Source organism: Agrilactobacillus composti DSM 18527 = JCM 14202 (genome assembly GCF_001436375.1).
Classification (GTDB): domain Bacteria; phylum Bacillota; class Bacilli; order Lactobacillales; family Lactobacillaceae; genus Agrilactobacillus; species Agrilactobacillus composti.
Map to the genome: position 1 here is coordinate 138,245 of NZ_AZGA01000057.1, position 17,889 is coordinate 156,133.

At 48.7% G+C, this 17,889-nt stretch carries 17 protein-coding genes; 7 read left to right on the plus strand and 10 right to left on the minus strand.

What is annotated here, in order from left to right; all coding sequences use genetic code 11:
• Positions 1-358 precede the first annotated feature (358 nt).
• Positions 359-1,543 carry an RNA-guided endonuclease TnpB family protein gene (locus tag FC83_RS09520; protein ID WP_057002703.1) on the minus strand — a complete coding sequence of 395 codons (1,185 nt, stop codon included), beginning with the start codon at positions 1,541-1,543 and terminating at the stop codon, positions 359-361.
• Positions 1,544-2,054: 511 nt separating this feature from the next.
• On the opposite strand from FC83_RS09520, the gene FC83_RS09525 reads away from it, so the two are divergent.
• Positions 2,055-2,987, plus strand: coding sequence for an ATP-binding cassette domain-containing protein (locus FC83_RS09525; RefSeq protein ID WP_035450827.1), 933 nt, complete (start codon positions 2,055-2,057; stop codon positions 2,985-2,987).
• The gene (locus FC83_RS09530) at positions 2,980-3,693 is read left to right on the plus strand and encodes an ABC transporter permease (protein WP_035450826.1); all 714 of its coding nucleotides are present in this window, start codon (positions 2,980-2,982) and stop codon (positions 3,691-3,693) included. The genes FC83_RS09525 and FC83_RS09530 overlap by 8 nt, the downstream gene beginning before the upstream one ends.
• A gap of 143 nt (positions 3,694-3,836) precedes the next feature.
• Here the strand turns inward: FC83_RS09530 and FC83_RS09535 are convergent, their stop codons facing one another.
• The 6 genes from FC83_RS09535 to FC83_RS09560 all read right to left on the minus strand — a co-directional run bounded on the left by FC83_RS09535 (position 3,837) and on the right by FC83_RS09560 (position 9,703).
• On the minus strand, positions 3,837-4,763 hold the full coding sequence (locus tag FC83_RS09535; RefSeq protein WP_052004439.1) for a sensor histidine kinase: 927 nt from the start codon (positions 4,761-4,763) through the stop codon (positions 3,837-3,839).
• A gap of 2 nt (positions 4,764-4,765) precedes the next feature.
• Positions 4,766-5,443: a response regulator transcription factor gene (locus FC83_RS09540; RefSeq protein WP_035450824.1), complete on the minus strand. Its 678-nt coding sequence runs from the start codon at positions 5,441-5,443 to the stop codon at positions 4,766-4,768.
• Between the two features lie 25 nt (positions 5,444-5,468).
• Complete coding sequence (locus FC83_RS09545) at positions 5,469-6,530, minus strand: permease (protein WP_035450821.1); 1,062 nt, start codon at positions 6,528-6,530, stop codon at positions 5,469-5,471.
• Between the two features lie 141 nt (positions 6,531-6,671).
• Positions 6,672-7,328: an SDR family NAD(P)-dependent oxidoreductase gene (locus tag FC83_RS09550; protein ID WP_035450820.1), complete on the minus strand. Its 657-nt coding sequence runs from the start codon at positions 7,326-7,328 to the stop codon at positions 6,672-6,674.
• 15 nt (positions 7,329-7,343) lie between these two features.
• Complete coding sequence (locus FC83_RS09555) at positions 7,344-7,751, minus strand: DUF2798 domain-containing protein (RefSeq protein ID WP_035450819.1); 408 nt, start codon at positions 7,749-7,751, stop codon at positions 7,344-7,346.
• A 110-nt stretch (positions 7,752-7,861) separates the two neighbouring features.
• Positions 7,862-9,703 (minus strand): heavy metal translocating P-type ATPase, encoded by a 1,842-nt coding sequence (locus FC83_RS09560; protein WP_057002704.1) that lies wholly within the window; start codon positions 9,701-9,703, stop codon positions 7,862-7,864.
• Between the two features lie 322 nt (positions 9,704-10,025).
• Between FC83_RS09560 and xdhA the strand changes: the two genes are divergently transcribed.
• From xdhA to xdhC, 3 genes are read left to right on the plus strand one after another with little or no spacing between them, the layout of a single operon-like run.
• The gene (xdhA, locus tag FC83_RS09565) at positions 10,026-12,317 is read left to right on the plus strand and encodes a xanthine dehydrogenase subunit XdhA (protein WP_035450818.1); all 2,292 of its coding nucleotides are present in this window, start codon (positions 10,026-10,028) and stop codon (positions 12,315-12,317) included.
• Between the two features lie 12 nt (positions 12,318-12,329).
• Positions 12,330-13,205: a xanthine dehydrogenase subunit XdhB gene (xdhB, locus tag FC83_RS09570; protein WP_035450816.1), complete on the plus strand. Its 876-nt coding sequence runs from the start codon at positions 12,330-12,332 to the stop codon at positions 13,203-13,205.
• Positions 13,205-13,717: a xanthine dehydrogenase subunit XdhC gene (xdhC, locus tag FC83_RS09575; protein ID WP_035450814.1), complete on the plus strand. Its 513-nt coding sequence runs from the start codon at positions 13,205-13,207 to the stop codon at positions 13,715-13,717. Before xdhB ends, xdhC begins: the two co-directional genes overlap by 1 nt.
• Positions 13,718-13,779: 62 nt before the next feature.
• Here xdhC and ribB read toward each other — a convergent pair whose 3' ends face one another.
• Both ribB and FC83_RS09585 read right to left on the minus strand, forming a co-directional pair.
• Entirely contained in the window at positions 13,780-14,412 is a 633-nt protein-coding gene (ribB, locus tag FC83_RS09580) for a 3,4-dihydroxy-2-butanone-4-phosphate synthase (protein WP_057002705.1), read from the minus strand.
• Between the two features lie 207 nt (positions 14,413-14,619).
• A complete protein-coding gene (locus tag FC83_RS09585; protein WP_035450811.1) occupies positions 14,620-14,964 on the minus strand; it encodes a hypothetical protein in 345 nt (114 codons plus the stop codon).
• Positions 14,965-15,168: 204 nt separating this feature from the next.
• On the opposite strand from FC83_RS09585, the gene FC83_RS09590 reads away from it, so the two are divergent.
• Together FC83_RS09590 and FC83_RS09595 are read left to right on the plus strand one after the other, a co-directional pair.
• Positions 15,169-15,468 carry a cupin domain-containing protein gene (locus FC83_RS09590; protein ID WP_035450810.1) on the plus strand — a complete coding sequence of 100 codons (300 nt, stop codon included), beginning with the start codon at positions 15,169-15,171 and terminating at the stop codon, positions 15,466-15,468.
• Between the two features lie 103 nt (positions 15,469-15,571).
• Positions 15,572-16,642: a D-alanine--D-alanine ligase family protein gene (locus FC83_RS09595; RefSeq protein WP_035450808.1), complete on the plus strand. Its 1,071-nt coding sequence runs from the start codon at positions 15,572-15,574 to the stop codon at positions 16,640-16,642.
• Positions 16,643-16,732: 90 nt separating this feature from the next.
• On the opposite strand, the gene iscB is transcribed toward FC83_RS09595, so the two are convergent.
• A partial coding sequence (gene iscB, locus FC83_RS09600; protein ID WP_236700828.1) for an RNA-guided endonuclease IscB occupies positions 16,733-17,889 on the minus strand: 1,157 nt, incomplete at its 5' end.

The following is a 17,889-nucleotide window of genomic DNA, read 5'->3' on the forward strand; positions in this document are numbered from 1 at the left end:
ATGTTTAAAACTTCTTATCTATAAAAAGTGTTGAGATGCGGACAAATAAAAAGCCGCCCCACATAACTTTGGCGGTTATGGGACGACTTTGTAGTAGAATCTTATAACTAAGCCACCGCCTTTAAAGCGGCTGCACGGGCCCTGTTAGCAGCAGGGTCTTTTTTGTTCTGTACGTATATAATACCATGTTTATTATTGAACCTCCCGCCACTTAACGGCGACCTTACGGCCCCACGTTTGAAGTGGGGGATTCTGGGAACACTGCACGCTTGCTCAGCAGTAGAACTAAAGCTGAGTAGAGGCCACAGCTATCACTTCTTGCGAAGCACCAAGGCTCGTCCCGAGCCCGTTTTATGTTTTAGACAGTTGCTTGCAGACCTTTGTTCAAGATATTGATGGCCGCATTGATATCTCGATCCAAATGCGTCCCGCAACTTGGACAGTCCCATTGGCGAACACTCAACCATTGGCCTTGACTCAAGCCCAGGCGATTGTTGCGTTCATGGCAGACTGAGCATTCTTGGCTGGTATAAGCTGGCGGGACTAAGGTCAATTTTTTGCCATACCATAAGCACTTATATGCCAAGATAGTGACCAAGCGCCCCCAGCTGGCATTACTGATGGCCCGGGCCAGCTTGTGGTTTTTAAGCATGCCCTTGACATTCATTTTTTCCAGGACGATATGGTCATAATGCTTGACCAGCCAAGTGGTGTATTTATGCAACTGATCTTGGCGTTGATACGCTATTTTAGCCGCATACTTAGCCACCATGACCCGAGCGTTTTGATAGTTCTTGAAATCGGTGAGTCGGCGGACATTATCCGGGTGTTCATGTTTATCTCGGGCGATTTGCGCTTTCGCACCAAGTAGGCGCCGAGCTCGTTTCTTCTCCCAATAATGCTTCTGTTTAGCTAGTTTCTTATCGTAGCGCAAGTTGGGCTCTTTATGGCCATCTGATAAATTGAGCAGGGACTTCAAACCTAAGTCTCCACCCACCCTTTTCCCAGTTTGGGGTAGGTCTGTCGTTTCACACTGGCAAAGGACGGTGGCTTCATAGTGGCCCGCAGCTTTCTGGCGGACGGTCACGCGCTTGATCTGACCTATGGTCAAGCGACCAGCTTTGAAGACGACTAAGCCTACTTTAGGTAGCTTGAGATGATGGTCATCCACGATTTGGATATTGCGGTTGACATACTTACTGGTGTAACTTTGGGCATAGGCCAACTTACGAAAGTGAGGAAATCCATTCTGACCTTTAAAAAAACGTATATAAGCATCCGCCAATTGGGCCGTGGCCATCTGAAGTGCGGTGGCATCAATTTCCTTTAACCACGGATGTTCTTGCTTCAACAGAGGCAAAAGTTTATCCATGCCAAATTGTGAAATGAACCATTTTTCAGGATTGTTCTTGTACCGTTTCTTTTGCATAGCCAGCAGTTGATTCCATACGAAGCGGGTGCAGCCAAAGGTGCGCCGAAAAAGAATCTGTTGGTCTGTCGTAGGATAAAGTTTGAGCTTGAAACCCTTTAATATCGTAGCCATTAGCTCTCCTCCTGACTTGCGATATAGTGCTAAATAGCGGCAGAAGCTGTGTAGAAATGGTTTGCGCCATTTTGAAACCCGTTTCTGTCCGGATGTTCACTACTAAATTATAATAATATAAGAATACTGAAGATAATTACATATTGTTATTATTTAGTATTAACCATCTTTTGTTATATCTTAATTATAACAAAACAGCCCGACAACATGCCACAATTCGGTGCGATTCATCCCCCACTTACGGCAAAGCCGTTGAAGTGGGAGCATTCTCGCACATTTAGGGTAAATTGACAATGTCTTGGTATAAAGGGGTACGCGTCAAGCTTTACGTAGCCAAAGTTGTGGCTGTACTGGCCGTAACACTTAATTGCGGCATACGGACAGGGCTTTATGATTATGGCCGCAGTTAGCGATGCAGCACCGAATTAATAGATAGTTAAGAAATGAGTTAATACTCAGTTTACACTTGGCCGTTATAGTAGAGCCATCAAGTCATCATGGAGGCAAAAATATGGATGTTGTATTAGAAGCAAAAAACGTCATCAAGCAGTACCCGCAGCAATTGGCCCTGGATAATCTGAATCTTACGGTGCATCAAGGCGATATATACGGCCTGGTGGGGCGCAATGGTGCCGGCAAAACGACGTTATTAAAAACACTGCTCCAGCTGATCACCCCAACTGCGGGTACCTTGACTCTCTTCGGTAAACCCGTGGATCAGGCCCATATCGCCATGTTGCGTCGGGTGGGTTCGATTATCGAAACCCCATCAGCCTTTGGGGAATTAACGGCCCTGGAAAACATGCGCTACTTCTGTTTAGCCCAAGGCATCGTTACGCCCCATGCGGCCGAAGACAGTCTCCAATTTGTTGGGTTAACCGGAACTGGTAAGAAGAAGGTCAAGCATTTTTCCTTGGGAATGAAACAAAAACTGGGTCTCGCTTTAGCAATTCTAAAAAAGCCGGACCTATTGTTGCTGGATGAACCAATCAACGGTCTGGATCCGATTGCGATTGCCGACTTTCGCCAACTGTTGCTGAAGTTGAATCGGGAACAAAACACTACGATCTTGATTTCCAGCCACATTCTAGACGAGTTATTCCATTTGGCCACCCGCTTCGGCTTCATCGATGAAGGCCGCATGGTGCGAGAGGTGACCAAGCATGAATTCATGTCTGAAACGGCTCAGTATATCCGCATCGAGACCACCGACATGCCAGCTTTGACCCGGGCGCTGACCAGTATCCAGGTGACTAATTTCAAAGTGGTTGCCGCCAATGAATTGCATGTGTTTGATGAAAAACGGCCAATCAGCACGCTGAACCAAGCGTTGGTTACAGCGGGCGTGCCCATCACCGGGATTGGTCAGGCCGGCCAAAATCTGGAGGACTACTTCAAAACGCTACTCAGCGACCAGCGAGAGGCGGTGCGCCAAGATGCTTAATTTAATGCGAGCTGATTTTTACCGTTTGCGCCATTCGCGCAGTTTGCTAATTTGGGAAGTATTTATTTTAGGCTTTACCATCTTCACGACCGTTAATTGGAGCCGATCAAACCATCTCACCGGCTGGTTGGGCGTCCAGCTGATCAACAACAACGGCAGTTTGTTTGTCTGGTTGCTGCCGCTGATCTTGCTGACAATCGGCCACGATTTCTCCCAACAATTACTGAAGGATACGCTGACAATGGGTATTTCTCGCCGCCGCTATTTTCTGAGCAAAATGGTGACCACAGTGGTTGCGATTGCTTTGCAATTATTGGCCATACAGCTCATTGCATTTATCGGGGGCATTATTGCAGGTGGCTTAGGCCAGATGTCGTGGGGCGACTGGCTGGCCCAATGGCTGGTTTATGTCCTGCTGGTCACCACTGAAATTACTATCATTACGATGATCTTGTATTGGAGCAACAGCACCACCGCTGCCATCGCCATGGGTTTCTTAGTGCTCCTGGTCATCGCCATTCTACATATCCAGTTTGTTAATTTACAGATACTACATTATGTCGATTGGCTCATTTCCACCAGCCAACTTAAAACCGTACACCTCAATAGTTTGGGCAACATCACGAAACCGGTAATTGGGGCGGTGATATTGGTCATCGGCGGCGGCATCTTGAATGATTGGCGTTTTGAGAAAATGAGTTTGTAGTGCGGCATCCATAAGTATAACCGCGTCTGCAATATCAGCTGAAAACGATAAACGAAGCGCCTGCCAATCCTGAGTAATTACGGGATTGGCAGGCGCTTTTTCAATATACTGAATGCAAAATACCCCTACAGCAAAAACGCTATTTAGAGTGTCTTTGACGTTGACGCTACCTGCTGGGGCAGGGTCACGGTGGCTGTAAAAGTAGTGGGCGTTGTTGTTAGCGCCAGCTGCCCTTGCATCAATTCAGCTAAGTGCTGGGTGATGTACAACCCCAAGCCAGAATTACCCCTTTGGCCGGCTAGATCCTCAGTGTAAAAGCGGTCAGTCAGCCGAGCTAAGTGCGTAATGGGATTGGCGATGCCATTGGTCACGGTGAGCGTGATAGTATGGTCTGCGGGTTGTTGGAACAAGGTGACCTGTAAAGTCTTGATACCGTGGGTCAACGCATTGCCTAGCAAATTTTGAATAATGCGCTTGGTCTTTTCTTGGTCCAGATGAACCAGGACATCGCTGGCAATTTGCGGCGTCACGGTAAAATCAGCCGTTTGCAGGGCCTCGTAGAGTGTGAGCAGCGCGTTTTGGACCAGGGCCGACAGGTCGAAATCCGTGGCCTCTACAGCCAGCCGGTGTTCCGTGATTCGGTTGTATTCCAGCAGCGATTCTAAGCGGCTGTTGACGGTTTCCAGATTCTGTTCAGCCTGGCTGAGCACTTGCTGGGTCTTGGCGGGAGACAACTTTTCTTCCCCAAGGTATTGAACGTAGCCGCTGGCGACGGTCAACGGCGTCCGCAAATCATGGGAAATATTATTGATTGCCTGATCGATTTGTTTCGCCACTGCGGCGTTATCAACCCGTTCTTGGCGTTGATCAGCCAATAGCGCGTTGATGGCGTTGGCAAGTTTGATGATGAGTGGATTACGACTAGTAGTACGGACGTCGTTATTGGTGCGACTGGCCGCGATACTGTTAACTTGCTGCCGCAAATCACGAACCGCCAACAAAATATACCCTAAATAAGCAAGGCTCGGGCCAGCCACAGCGATGAAAAGAATCCAGCCAATTGTCGTCATGGCTACACCAGCTTCACGCCAATGCCCCAGACCGTGGCAATGTGTTCCTGGTGAGGATCAAGCTGGCGTAATTTTTTGCGCAAGTTAGTGAGATGGACGTTGATAGTATTTTCATCCCCGTAATAGCGTTCGTGCCACACTTGGGCATATAGGGCTTCCTTGCTGAAAACTTGGCCAGGATGTTGAAAAAGAAGTTTCAAAATGTCGAATTCCTTCTTTTTTAAGTCCACCGCTTGATCCTGACAATGGAGGGTATAGTCCCTTTCAGCCAAGGTGAACGGGCCAAACGCCACCGCCACCGGGACAGTATGCGTTGCCGGTGCCGTGTTTTGCCGCAGGGCAACAATGATTCGAGCTTTCAACTCCTTGATATTGAAGGGCTTCGTCACATAGTCTGTTGCGCCAGCCATTAACAAACGGGCAATATCGTCTTTGTCGCTTAACGCCGTCAGCATAATAATCGGGGTGATCAAGGTCTGGCGCAAATCGTGCAACACTTCCTCACCATTTTTCCCCGGCAACATGCGGTCTAACAGAATCAAATCAAAGGTTTGTTGCTGGGTCTGGAGCAAGCCTTCGGTGCCGGAATAAGCCTTGGTGATGGCGTACATATCGCCGAGGACAGTGTCCAGCATCGCACCAATGTCGGGATTGTCGTCAATCAATAAAATTTTCTGCATAGTATCCTTCCTGGGTCATCAACCGTTACAAAATTACCGTCCCCACCAACCCGGCAAAGGCACTGATCACCATGACCCCTAGGCCAATGGTCACTAAACTGCGCCAAGACAAGGCTGGTTTCAATAGCGCTAGGGAAACCACGCTGACAGCGGGCAGGGCGATCAACAAAGCCGCCGCTGGCCCGCCACTGAGGCCCATGGCCATTAGAACTTGAATGATGGGAATTTCACCCGCCGTGGGCAAGACAAAAATGGTGCCCACTACGGCGAATAGCACAATGGCCAACAAGCCCCCGTCTAAACTGCTATTAATGGCCGGGAACAAGAGGCCTTGAAAAGCGCCCAAGATAAAGACGATGACCACATAAGCCGGGATGCTTTCTAAGACCAAGCGGCCCAAGGCTTTACCCCAACGTTGTAAAAGGCGGCCATTGTTTTCCCGGATGGGGTCAAACAACTTGTTGTCCGGGATCCCCACAGTTTTCTTAGGACTTAACTTCCCCACCAAGGTGGCTAGACCTAACACAGCAATGAGGCCAAAAACAATCCGAAAGACCACAAAGTTCCAACCTAACACAAAGCCCATGAACACCAAGGTGGCTGGGTTTAACAAGGGATTGGCTAAGAAGAACGCCACCACACTGTTCACGGAAGCCTTCGAGCGCTTCAAGCCCACCGCCACTGGCGCAGTACAACAGGTGCACATCATGGTGGGTACGCCCATGAGCATGGCCGCTAACGAATTCTTAAACTGGCTGCCCCCTAAATAACGTTGAATCACTCGATTGGGGATGAGGACCTGGACCAAAGACCCAACCAATAAGCCTAAAATCACGGCCTTCCAAACTGCCTTGAAATAAGCTAGGGTAAAAGTCCAACCGGCCAGGAGTGAAAAAGGAGCCGCCCCTTTGCCTATATTGGCGATAATGGCACCGCCAATGGCATGGGTTTGGCTAGCGGCCACGGCCTTTTGAAAATAAGGCCACCATTTCACATAAAATAACCCAATGACTAACACGGCTAAGAAAATAAGTCCTAAGATAAGATAACGTCGCCGTTGTTTGTGCCCCGACTTGATGCTCTCCATAATATTGCCTCCGCTCCCAGATAGTGATGTCTTTAACTAATTATTATAACAGCCCTTTTCGGCTTTACAATTTAATTCCAGAAAAATAAGCTTACCGGCAAAAACATTTTTGTCAGTAAGCTTATTTGCTTAATATAACCCTTAATGGCCCCGATAAATCACTTCCGGGTCTTTGCGGGCCTGGGCCAAATCATAGTAGGCCTGGGCGATTTTGCTGGGATCCTGGGCCCCGTGGCCGGCGCGAATATAAGTCCAAATGGTCACCACCCCGGCAAAGATATTTTCTTTAGCCAGGTCTTTGTTCAAAGCCAAGGCATAGTTACGCATGGCAGCTTTGCCCATGGACTGGGAGGTGTCCGTGGTGCCGGGTTTAGCGGCCACCACACTGCCGGTGTACAGCAAGGTGCCCTTATTCGCCTTTAAATAAGGAATGGCTAGGTTGGACACGGTGACGGCACTGGCCACATTCACTGCCAAATCTGCCCGGATGTCCGCGCCGGTGAAGGTGCTGGGCCGGCCTTGGCGGCGAACCGTGGCGTTAAAGACCACGGTGTCCAAGTCCCCTAGCTTAGCGATTTGGGGATAAGCTGCGGCGATACTGGCATCGTCGCTTAAATCCGTGGGGATCCCCTGGGCGGTGATCCCCGCTTTGGTCAACGCCCCTGCAACTTCTTTTAAATGGGCGGCATCCCGCTCCAACAAAGTTACCGCGTACCCCTTGGACCCGTATAAGGCACCCAAGGCCTGGCCTAACCCGGCTTTACCCACGCCGAAAATCGCAATCACTTTTTGTGCCATCTTATTTCCCCCCATCTACGGGATGTAATAATCCACTAATTTCGTAATGATATAACTCGCCGGGACCACTATGACAAAGGCTAACCCCCACATCTGCAGCCAAATCAAGAAGTGTGGCTGCGGTGAGTTCAAGCTATACATCAACGCTGAAATCAAGCCCGACATCAATACGCCGGTGGTCAAAATATGCAGGGGCATGGCCCAATGACCCAAGTGCCAGTTTTGATACAAGCGGGTCACCAGATCCTTGGCAAAAATTCCCAGAATAAAAGAAGCAATAAAGGCGATGGTCCAATTTTTAAATAACCCGCCAAAATAGCCTTGATGATACCCCACAATTATTAAGGACATGACAATGGACATTAAACCTGAGCGTAATAACGCCACCACTAAGCGGTTGGCAAGACTCTTTGCTGCAGCCATTTTGATCACCTTCTCGTAACAAGCTACCTAAATAATTTTGGTCATTATACAACTGGGGCATAAAAAATAACAACCAAAAAGCTCAAGGCTTGTCAGTTGTTATCCTAATTTTATTCCGGGCGTACACTGTTCTTCAACGGTAATTTTGTTTTCGGGGTGAACCAATGACCTTTACGGGCTTTCAAAGCCAGTAAGATGGTAATCACGTCCACCACTTCTTGACAGATGGCCCCAACCAGCGCTGGAATCACGCCGGTGGTGGCAATCAGCATTAATATCACTAAGATGATAATCCCCACGATGACATCTTGCTTGGCAATTTTCATAGTTTCCTGGCTGATTTGAATGGCTGTCGCCACCTTTTCCAGGTCATCTTTTAAAATCACCACATCCGCCGACTCACTGGCAGCCGTGGCCCCATGGGCGCCCATGGCAATCCCCACGTCAGCCGCAGCTAAAGAGGGAGCGTCATTGATGCCATCCCCCACCATGATCACGGGGTGATAGGCTTCAGGCGTGGCTTTGATCAAATTGATTTTATCTTCCGGTAGGCAATTGCCATGGATCTCATCCAAGTCCAATTGATTTCCTACGGCTTTGGCCACCGCACTTTGGTCGCCGGTCAACATCATCAAGTGCTTCAGGCCTTGGTGGCGCAGGCGTTCCAAGGTGGTTTCAGCTTCTGGCCGTAATTGGTCGGCAAAGGTGATATACCCCGCATAAGCCCCGGCGACACTGACGTAAATGGCCGTTTGGTCCGGTAAAGGCATGGCTGCCGGGACTTGGGCGAAGCTAGCCTTGCCCACTTTGACCAACTGCGCGCCGATCATGGCTTGAACCCCTTGGGCGGGCTGTTCTTTAACCTCAGTGGCGGTTTTCAACTGGTCGGCCCCCACATAAGCCACCAGGGAACGGGCTAACACGTGGGTGGATTGTTGTTCCACACTGGCCGCTAATAAACAGAGCTGTTCCGCGGTGAAATCACCGATAGGCACGATTTTTGATACCAATAGTTTACCTTGGGTCAAGGTCCCGGTCTTATCAAAGGCCACGGTTTTGGCTAAGGCCATTTTCTCCACGACGGCGCCGGCTTTGATGACGATCCCGCTGCGACTGGCCCGACTCATCCCCGCCACCAAAGCGATTGGGGCCGCTAAAATCAGCGGACAAGGTGACGCCACCACTAGGACTTCGGCGAACCGTACCGGATTGCCGGAAATGACCCAGGCAAAGGCGGCGATGACAATGGCAATAATGGTGAAAGGTACCGCGTAACGGTCGGCCATGCGGACAAACTTCGCCGGCTGATCTTGGGCGGTTGCTACTAATTTCACCAAGGCTTGGTATTGACTGTCGGCGGCGGTGTGGCGGGCGGTCATGGTAATGGCCCCACTGCCATTCACGGAACCGGACAATAACCTATCCCCAACCTGTTTAAAGACGGGGCGGGCTTCCCCGGTTAATGAAGACTCGTCAAAATTGGCTTCCCCGGCGATGATTTCCCCATCCACCGGTACCAATTCATTGGGTTTGACCACCAGGGTATCTCCCACGGCCACCGCGTTAGCCACAATATCCGTTAAGCCAGCGGCGGTTTGCTTGTGGGCCAATTGGGGCGAGTTATCCAGCAGTGATTTTAATTCCTGGCCAGCTTTACGGGTGGCATAATCCTCTAAGGCATCCCCCCCGGTGAGCATCACCAGGATCATCAAACTGGCCCAGTATTCCCCCACCACTAACGTGGCCACAATGGCCATGATGGCTAATAAATCGATGCCATAGCGGCCGGACTTCAAAGTCTGCACCATTTCCCATACCATACTCAAGGCCAATAAGCCCCCGGCAACAGTGACCAATAAGCGGGTGACTTCAGGTAGGTTAAAGGCAAAAGTCAGGACCAGCGCACAAATACCCACCAATAAAGTGGCCCCTAATTTCAAACGATGTCCCATATGATCATCCTCCTTTCTAGCGAATTTGTGATTATTTTCCTTATATGCCCATACTAGCATAGTTCCAACCCCTAAATAGGACTCCCCCGGGGAAATCTGATATTCAGGGATTTCCCTTAGAGCGCTGTTATAACACAGAGTAGCCGGATTTGAACTTGTGATGTATTGAGCTTGCCGTTGCTTAAAGGCTGTTCCTGTGCTAAATTATAAGCAACGCGAGGGTTACAATTGGGCAGGCACGTCTTAGTTTTTTTCATTAAAACCTAAAAGATGTTTTTTTGTGTTGCAGAAAAATAGTCTTTCAATTCAGGAGGGAAATTTCATGGCAAAGAACAATGTCATTGGTAAAACTGAACAGCGATGGGATGCCATCGCTAAGGTGAAGGGCCAAGCAAAATTTACGGCGGACTTCCCGATCAATCACAAACTTCACGCCAAAATTCTACGGTCGACCATTGCCCATGGCTACGTCACCGCTTATGACATCACTGAGGCTGAACAAATGCCGGGGGTCGTGAAGATCTTCTTACCCGAAGACTTGCCTCAAAACAAATTTGGCACCGCTGGCCATCCTTGGTCCATGGTGCCGGCTAAGCGGGATATCGAAGACCGGACCCTATTGACCCGTCACGTACGGGTGTACGGCGATGATATCGCTTGCGTGGTGGCTAAGACCGAACTAGAAGCCATCCGGGCCCTGGAAAAAATCAAAGTGACTTATGAAAAGTACCCGGTTTACTTAACACCAAAAGCCGCCATGGCCGATAACGCCCGCCGTGTCCATGAAGAGCGGGACAATGTCATTGCCGATACCAGTGTGGGGTACGGGGATGTGGCTAAAGAATTAAAAGCAGCCGATTATGTCATTAAAGAACACTTCCACACGCCGATGCAACAACACGTGCACATGGAAAACCAAGTGGCCGTGGCTTGGCAAAGTGAGGACCAACGCTGGACTTGTATCAGCTCCACCCAAATTCCTTATATTTGCCGCCGGATCATTGGCCAAGCTGTGGGTGTGCCTTGGTCGCAAATTCGGGTGCAAAAACCCTTTATCGGTGGGGGCTTTGGGAACAAACAAGAAGTTATTATTGAACCTTTAGTGGTGGCTTTAAGTATGGCCTGTGGCGGACGTCCCGTGGAAATGAACCTGACCCGGGAAGAATCCATTGCCTATACTAGAACCCGCCATGCCATCGATTACGATTTGGCAGTGGGCGTCAATAAAGACGGCAGTATCACGGCCATCGACTGCAACGTGTACTCCAACCAAGGGGGCTACGCTTCTCACGGACACGCCATTGGCGGTAAGGGCGGCACCTTTATCAATGCCCTGTATAAAACGGAAAGCCTGCGCTATGCGGCTAAAACCATCTATACCAACGTGGCCACTGCAGGGGCCATGCGGGGTTACGGGATTCCCCAGGTGATGTTTGCCCTGGAATCCATCATGGATGATGCCGCTGAAAAAATCGGCATGGATCCTATTGACTTCCGGATTCAAAATCGCCGCCCTGAAGGTTTCTTAAATACCTTGAGCCATGTGCAACAATTTAACTTTAAGATCGATAAATGTCTGCAAAAGGGCCGTGAAGCTTTCCATTGGGATGAAAAATTGCAGGATAGCTTAAAATATAAAACCGGTAGCAAACGCCGGGGTGTAGGTGTGGCTGGCTTTTCTTACGGCTCAGGGACTTATCCCTTCGGCCTGGAAACCGCTGGGGCCCGCTTGACGCTAATGCCGGATGCCTCCTTTAAACTCATGTTAGGGGCCACGGAAATTGGCCAAGGGGCGGACACCGCCTTTAGTCAAATGGCCGCCGATACTATTGGCGTGGGTTATGACAAAATCATTCGCGACGCCATGAGTGACACGGATATCGATCCTTTTGATACCGGCTCTTATGCTTCCCGGCAAACTTATATCACCGGCTTTGCGGTGCAAGAAGCGGCCGAAAAAATGAAACAAAAGATCCTCAAACGAGCCTCTGAAATGTACGATATCCGCCCAGAATACATGGATATCGTGGACGGCAATATCGTTTATAGTCACAATGACCAAAAAATCGCCGATTTGGCTGACTTTGCCATGTCTTCCTTCTATGACATGGCACATGGCCGGGCCATCGTGGCGGAATCTTCGGTGAACATCCATAATAACTCCTACGCTTCTGGCTGTACCCTGGCCCAAGTGGAAGTGGATATTGAAACCGGCCAAATTGAACTGCTCAGCGTCATGAACGTCCATGACTCCGGGAAAATCATCAACCCTATCTTAGCCGAGGGGCAAGTGGATGGTGGAATGGCCATGGGGATTGCCTATGGCCTCAGTGAAGGCGTGCGTTATAACGAAGCTGGCAAGCCTTTGAACAACAATCTGATGGATTATAAGATCCCCACCACCATGGACTTACCGGACTTAGACCATGCTTTCGTGGAGAGTGAAGATCCCCTGGGCCCTTATGGCAACAAATCCCTGGGTGAAAATCCCCTGTGTTCACCGGCTGCCGCCATTCGTAATGCGGTGAAAAATGCCACCGGTGTGGCCATTAATAGTAATCCTTTGGCCAGCCAACACGTCTTTGAACAGTTAAAACAAGCCCACGTCATTTAGGAGGTCAATTACATGTATGATATTACTGGTTACCATGAAGCTGATAGTTTAGCCACCATTTTCAAAATCATTAAAGCTGACCCCAAGGCTAAAGTGATTGCTGGGGGCACCGATGTGTTGGTCAAGGCCCGGGAACGGAAACAAGATTTTATCGCCACCCAATTGATCGGCATCACCCGTATCCCGGAAATGCAAGGCATCACCATGGCCGAAGATGGCACTTTGAGCATCGGGGCTTTGAGTACCTTTAAACAAGTTGAAAAAGATCCACTCGTTCAACAATACATCCCCATGTTAGGAGAAGCTGTCTCCCTAGTAGGCGGTCCGCAAACCCGCCACGTGGGCACCATTGGCGGCAATATCTGTAACGGGGCCACTTCTGCTGACAGTGCGCCCACTTTATTCACCTATAATGCCACGTTAGAAATCCATTCCGAAGCTGGGGTCAAAAATGTCCCCATCGCCGACTTTTATAAGGGCGCTGGTTGGGTGGACTTAGAACCCGGCGAAATCCTCGTGCGGATCAAAATTGCTAAGGCAGATTACGAAGGCTACCTGGGCCACTATACCAAGTTTGCCCAACGCCAGGCCTTAGATATCGCCAATTTAAGCTGTGCCACTTTGATTAAAATGGCCCCTGATCAAACGATTGCTGATTTGCGCATCTGTTTTGGGGTGGCTGCTCCAACGCCGATTCGCATGCCCCAAGCAGAAGCCTTTGCCAAGGGTCAAGCCATTAATGATGCTACTTTAAAGACCATTGGCAAGTATTGTTTAGCGGACACCAATACGCGGAATTCTTGGCGGGCTTCGAAGGAATATCGGGACCACTTGGTGCAAATTATCCCGGCACGTAATATTTTAGCGGCTTTAAAGGAGGTCCAATAATGAATCAGACGATTGAATTTACATTAAATGGTGAAACTAGGCATTATAGTGTGGATGTACGGCAAAGTTTATTGGAACTCCTGCGGGATGAATTAGCTTTGACCGGCACTAAAGAAGGCTGTGGCGTGGGTGAATGTGGCGCCTGTACAGTTATCGTAGACGGTGAAACCGTGGACTCTTGCATTTATCTGGCCGTTTGGGCAGATGGCAAGACCCTCACCACCGTAGAAGGCCTGGCTGCTGAAGATGGGTCCTTGAGTGACGTGCAAACCGCTTACGTCCAAGATGGTGCGGTGCAGTGTGGTTTTTGTATTCCGGGGATGGTCTTATCCAGTACCCAATTTCTAGAAGACAACCCTACCCCAACCCGCCCTGAGATCAAACGGGCTTTATCTGGGAACATGTGCCGTTGTACCGGCTACCAAAAGATTGTAGACGCGGTTGCTGACGTGGCAGAAAAACGTCAGGAAAACGCTGATATTGCACCGGTGAACTTTACCCGGCACGCTTAACATAGTTCAAAAAAACAGTCCTGCGGCAAAATTGTCGCAGGACTGTTTTGGTGTTCCCAGGCTTAGCTCAAGGCTTTGGCCTGAATATATGTCTTGATCTGGTCAATGGTGATCATTGGCAGATCCCAATCTTTAGAGAATTGGTGCAAATCATCGCGCCGGGCCATGGTCCCGTCATCCTTGATGATTTCAATAATTGCCCCAACGGGTGCCTTGCCGCAAAGCTTGGCTAAATCCACCGCCGCTTCTGTATGGCCGTCGCGAACAGCCAAACCTTCTGCTTGGGCAATCAATGGGAAGATATGCCCCGGGTGGTTAAAATCAGTCGGAATTGCATCGGCTTTGGCCAGGTGCTTGATGGTGGCTGCCCGGTCAAAGGCGGACACACCCGTGGTGACCCCAGTGGCTGCATAAGCCCCATCGGTGGAAATGGTAAACGGGGTTAAATTCGGGTCGGTGCTATTGTCCACCATCAGGTGTAAGTCTAACTTAGCCGCAATTTCCGGGCTAATCGGGGCACATAACAGCCCCTTAGCGTGGGTAATCATAAAGTTGACCGTGGCTGGGGTAATATCTTCCGCCAAGGCAACGAGGTCGCCTTCGTTCTCCCGATCTTCGTTGTCTGCCAAAATAATCATCCCGCCGTTTTTCAGAGTTTCAAGTGCTACGTTAATATCTGCAAAAATATTTGCCAATGTGATCCACACTCCAGACTTTGTATTGGTAAGGAAAACGGCCGTTGTTCGCTTACAAGTACTAACTTACAGAAAACAAATTAGATTGTCAACAACTAATTACTGAAAATCGAATGTTTTTCTAAATTAATGACCAAATTATTCGTCTTTAAAAAATGACATAAAAATAGCCGATGCCCATGTTAGGGATCGACTAGCGAAATGAAATCAATGAATTTGGTGCTTCGATAGCTTGTCATGCACCTGCTGTTCTAAATAGCGCATGAGTTGAGGTGCGGTATTTCTGAAGGCCGTTTGGAAGGAATGTCCCGGGCCCGGTGCAGGAATTGAAGTTTCCAATTCGTTGTTTGCATCGTCAGTAATGGTTAATCCATCTTCATTGTAATGGACGGTCACATAGCGGCCTTCTAATCCTTCATCGCAAATACCTTGGGCGAAATCTACAATCGCTGATTCAATGACTTGGTTTAACCCAATTTGAATTCCTTTGCGTTGCAAAACCCGTAATTGTCGTGTAGCACCTTCATAAGTTAATGGAATCTGTGTATCCATATTAAAACTTTACCTCCTCAGCGATTTGAGCTTATACCAATTATAGTGGGACAATATCATTGTAACCGCTTTAAGCTAGAAAGTGAAGTCTTTTAAGTGTTTTTATAAAACGCCTCTATTGTATATACCAATTTTCAAGTTGCTTTATCTGCCCATTTGTTCTAGATTTAAAGAGTAACATTACTCAAGAATGGAGTTGTTTTCATGCAGATCTTAGAAGGTACAAAAGGTGAATTAGTGCACGAGCACATTTATAATAGCGGCAACCAACGTATTGGTCACCGCATCTTACCCAAAGGTTTAAACGGGGATGGCATCAAACTACACCCTGCCCCAGCCCATGGTGTGGTGATCCCGGTGAAAGGCCGCATTGAATTTGGCACCGAAGCTGGCCCAGAAGAACTATTTCCCGGCAAAATTGCAGTGATGGAAAAAGGTGACCTACATTACATGAAGGCCATCGAAGATAGTGAAGTTTTCGTGGTCTTGGACCTAGATAAATAACACTTTTAAGCAACAAAGCGTAGACTGTCCAAACTTTAGGATAGTCTATTTTTTTCTTCTGTGGTATTCTTAAGGTTCGAGAATATTCTGGAGGTAAAATTTAATGAAAATTGTTGTCCTAGCCGGCGGCAGAAGTACAGAACGTAACGTGTCTTTATCTTCTGGCGCAAAAGTTGCTAACGCCTTGCGCAGCAAGGGTCACAACGTCGCTTTAGTAGATTTGTTCTTGGGTGTGGATCTTCAATCTGATGCCGAAATCGCCGAGCTGTTCACTACCGAACAGACCGAAGCCAATTATCAGATTAGTGATGCCATTTTAACCGATGACGCGATCAATGCTTTGAGAACAGATGACACTAAGGGCTTGTTTGGCCGCAACGTGTTGAAGATTTTGCAAAGCGCTGACATTGTTTACCTGGGGCTCCACGGTGAAGATGGTGAAAACGGCAAAGTCCAAGCTGTGTTGGATCTGTCTGAAATTCGCTACACCGGCAGTGACCCCTTGAGTTCTGGCATGGCCATGAATAAAAAAGTCAGCAAAGAAATTATGTTGTTTAACCAAATTCAAACTGCGGCTTTCGTTTTAGTGAAAGCAAACGACCCCCTGCCGACAAAACTGCCCTTTGATTACCCGGTGGTGGTTAAACCCAGTAATGGCGGTTCTAGCATTGGCACCCATATCGTGCATACGGATGCTGAATTACAGCCGGCTTTAGCAGATGCCCTGCGCTTTGATGATGAGCTTTTGATTGAAGAATTCATCCAAGGCCGGGAATTTTCTTTGGGCGTGGTTAATGGCCAAGCTATGCCCGCCATTGAAATCAAAGTCAATGACGGCTGGTATGATTTCGAACACAAATTCCAAGATAATAAGACCACTTTTGTCACCCCACCGGACATCCCTGAAAAAGTCCACGCCGATATGAAGACCATTGCCATTAAGACTTTAGATGCCCTGGGCATGTCTAATTATGGTCGCATCGACTTCTTATGGAACCAAAAGGACGGCTTATATGTCATTGAAGCCAACTCCTTGCCGGGGATGACCCCACTTTCCTTGCTCCCTCAAGAAGCTGCTGCTGTGGGCATTGGCTATGCGGATTTGTGCAACAGCATTGTCATGGGTAAATGGGACTTATACGAACAAAAAAACAGCCGCCAAACCTTAGTTTAGCAGCCTTTGACCAATGGTAATTTAATAGGACTGTGCGGAAGTCCCCCGGTTAAAACCTAAGGATGGCGTGATAACTTTCTACGAAAGTTATCACGCCATCGTATAGTTTCCGGTGCTAATTTCTTGAACGTTCCAGTTATTTTGGTGTCGGATCACTTTAAGTTTGCTTAAACTGACCTGTTTATATTTTGGGCTGACGGTCAAATAGTGGTTGCCAGCTTTCACATAACAAGTTGTTTTACCGCTGAATCCGGAAATATAGCCCCTTTGGCTGTTAGGTAGTTGGACATAGTCATTGAGGTGAAACCCGCTGACGGCTTTCGTGTTTTTGGCATTTCGCTTACTGACCCTGTTGGGTGTTTTACGACCTTTACGAGCAGTGGCTTCATGCAGGGAGCGTTTCTTTTTGCGGAACTGGTGAAACATCACTACAGCTGTAGGTTGTTGCACGATGTTTTGGATGCCGCTGATAGTTACAGCGTCATTGTAATGCGCTTTTGGCAAGTCTAACTTGGCCCGATCTAAGGTCGTCTGGGCCCCATACTGAAAGCTTGCTGCTGGAAAGGCCGTGAACAACCGGCGGCGCAGGATGTTCATGAAGGTAGCGCCCTTTAGAGAACGGTGACTTTGAAATTGCTTGGCCTGCAGGACATAGAGCTTGCCCCCGGGCTGATGATTGGCTTGAGTATGACAGCTGGCACACACCGTGAGCAGGTTGCTCACTTGGTTCGTACCGCCATTGGACCGGTAGATGATGTGATGGATCTTGAGTTTTGGATCTTTGGTTTTGCCATGGCAGATCTGGCAGGTATAGTTATCCCGGTCTAAGACATATTGCTTAGCTGTTTCATAGCCATATAAATCGCCTTGCTGATAGCCTAAGCCGGTGATACCCGGATTGACCATCTTAGCCATGTCGAACTTGCCCACTTCGATATGCAGTTCTGCTTTAGGCAGGACTGCTTGGATTCGCTGAATCCAGGTAATATTGTGTTGGACTTTGCTGGCCACCGATGGCGGTAGCCAGCCCGCCGGCTTAGCCCGGTTCAGGAAACGGGGCGGACGGTATCTGGTGTTACGATCGCGGCGACCACGCCGATAGCTTCGCCGGGTATCCAGTAATTTTTTTACATCTTGGCGTAGACTGACTTCCCCTTGAAATAGGACTTTATCCTGAGAAGTAACAGCCAGACCGATATGATGCTGTCCAGAATCTACACCAATTGAGACAGGTTGTTTATAACCGG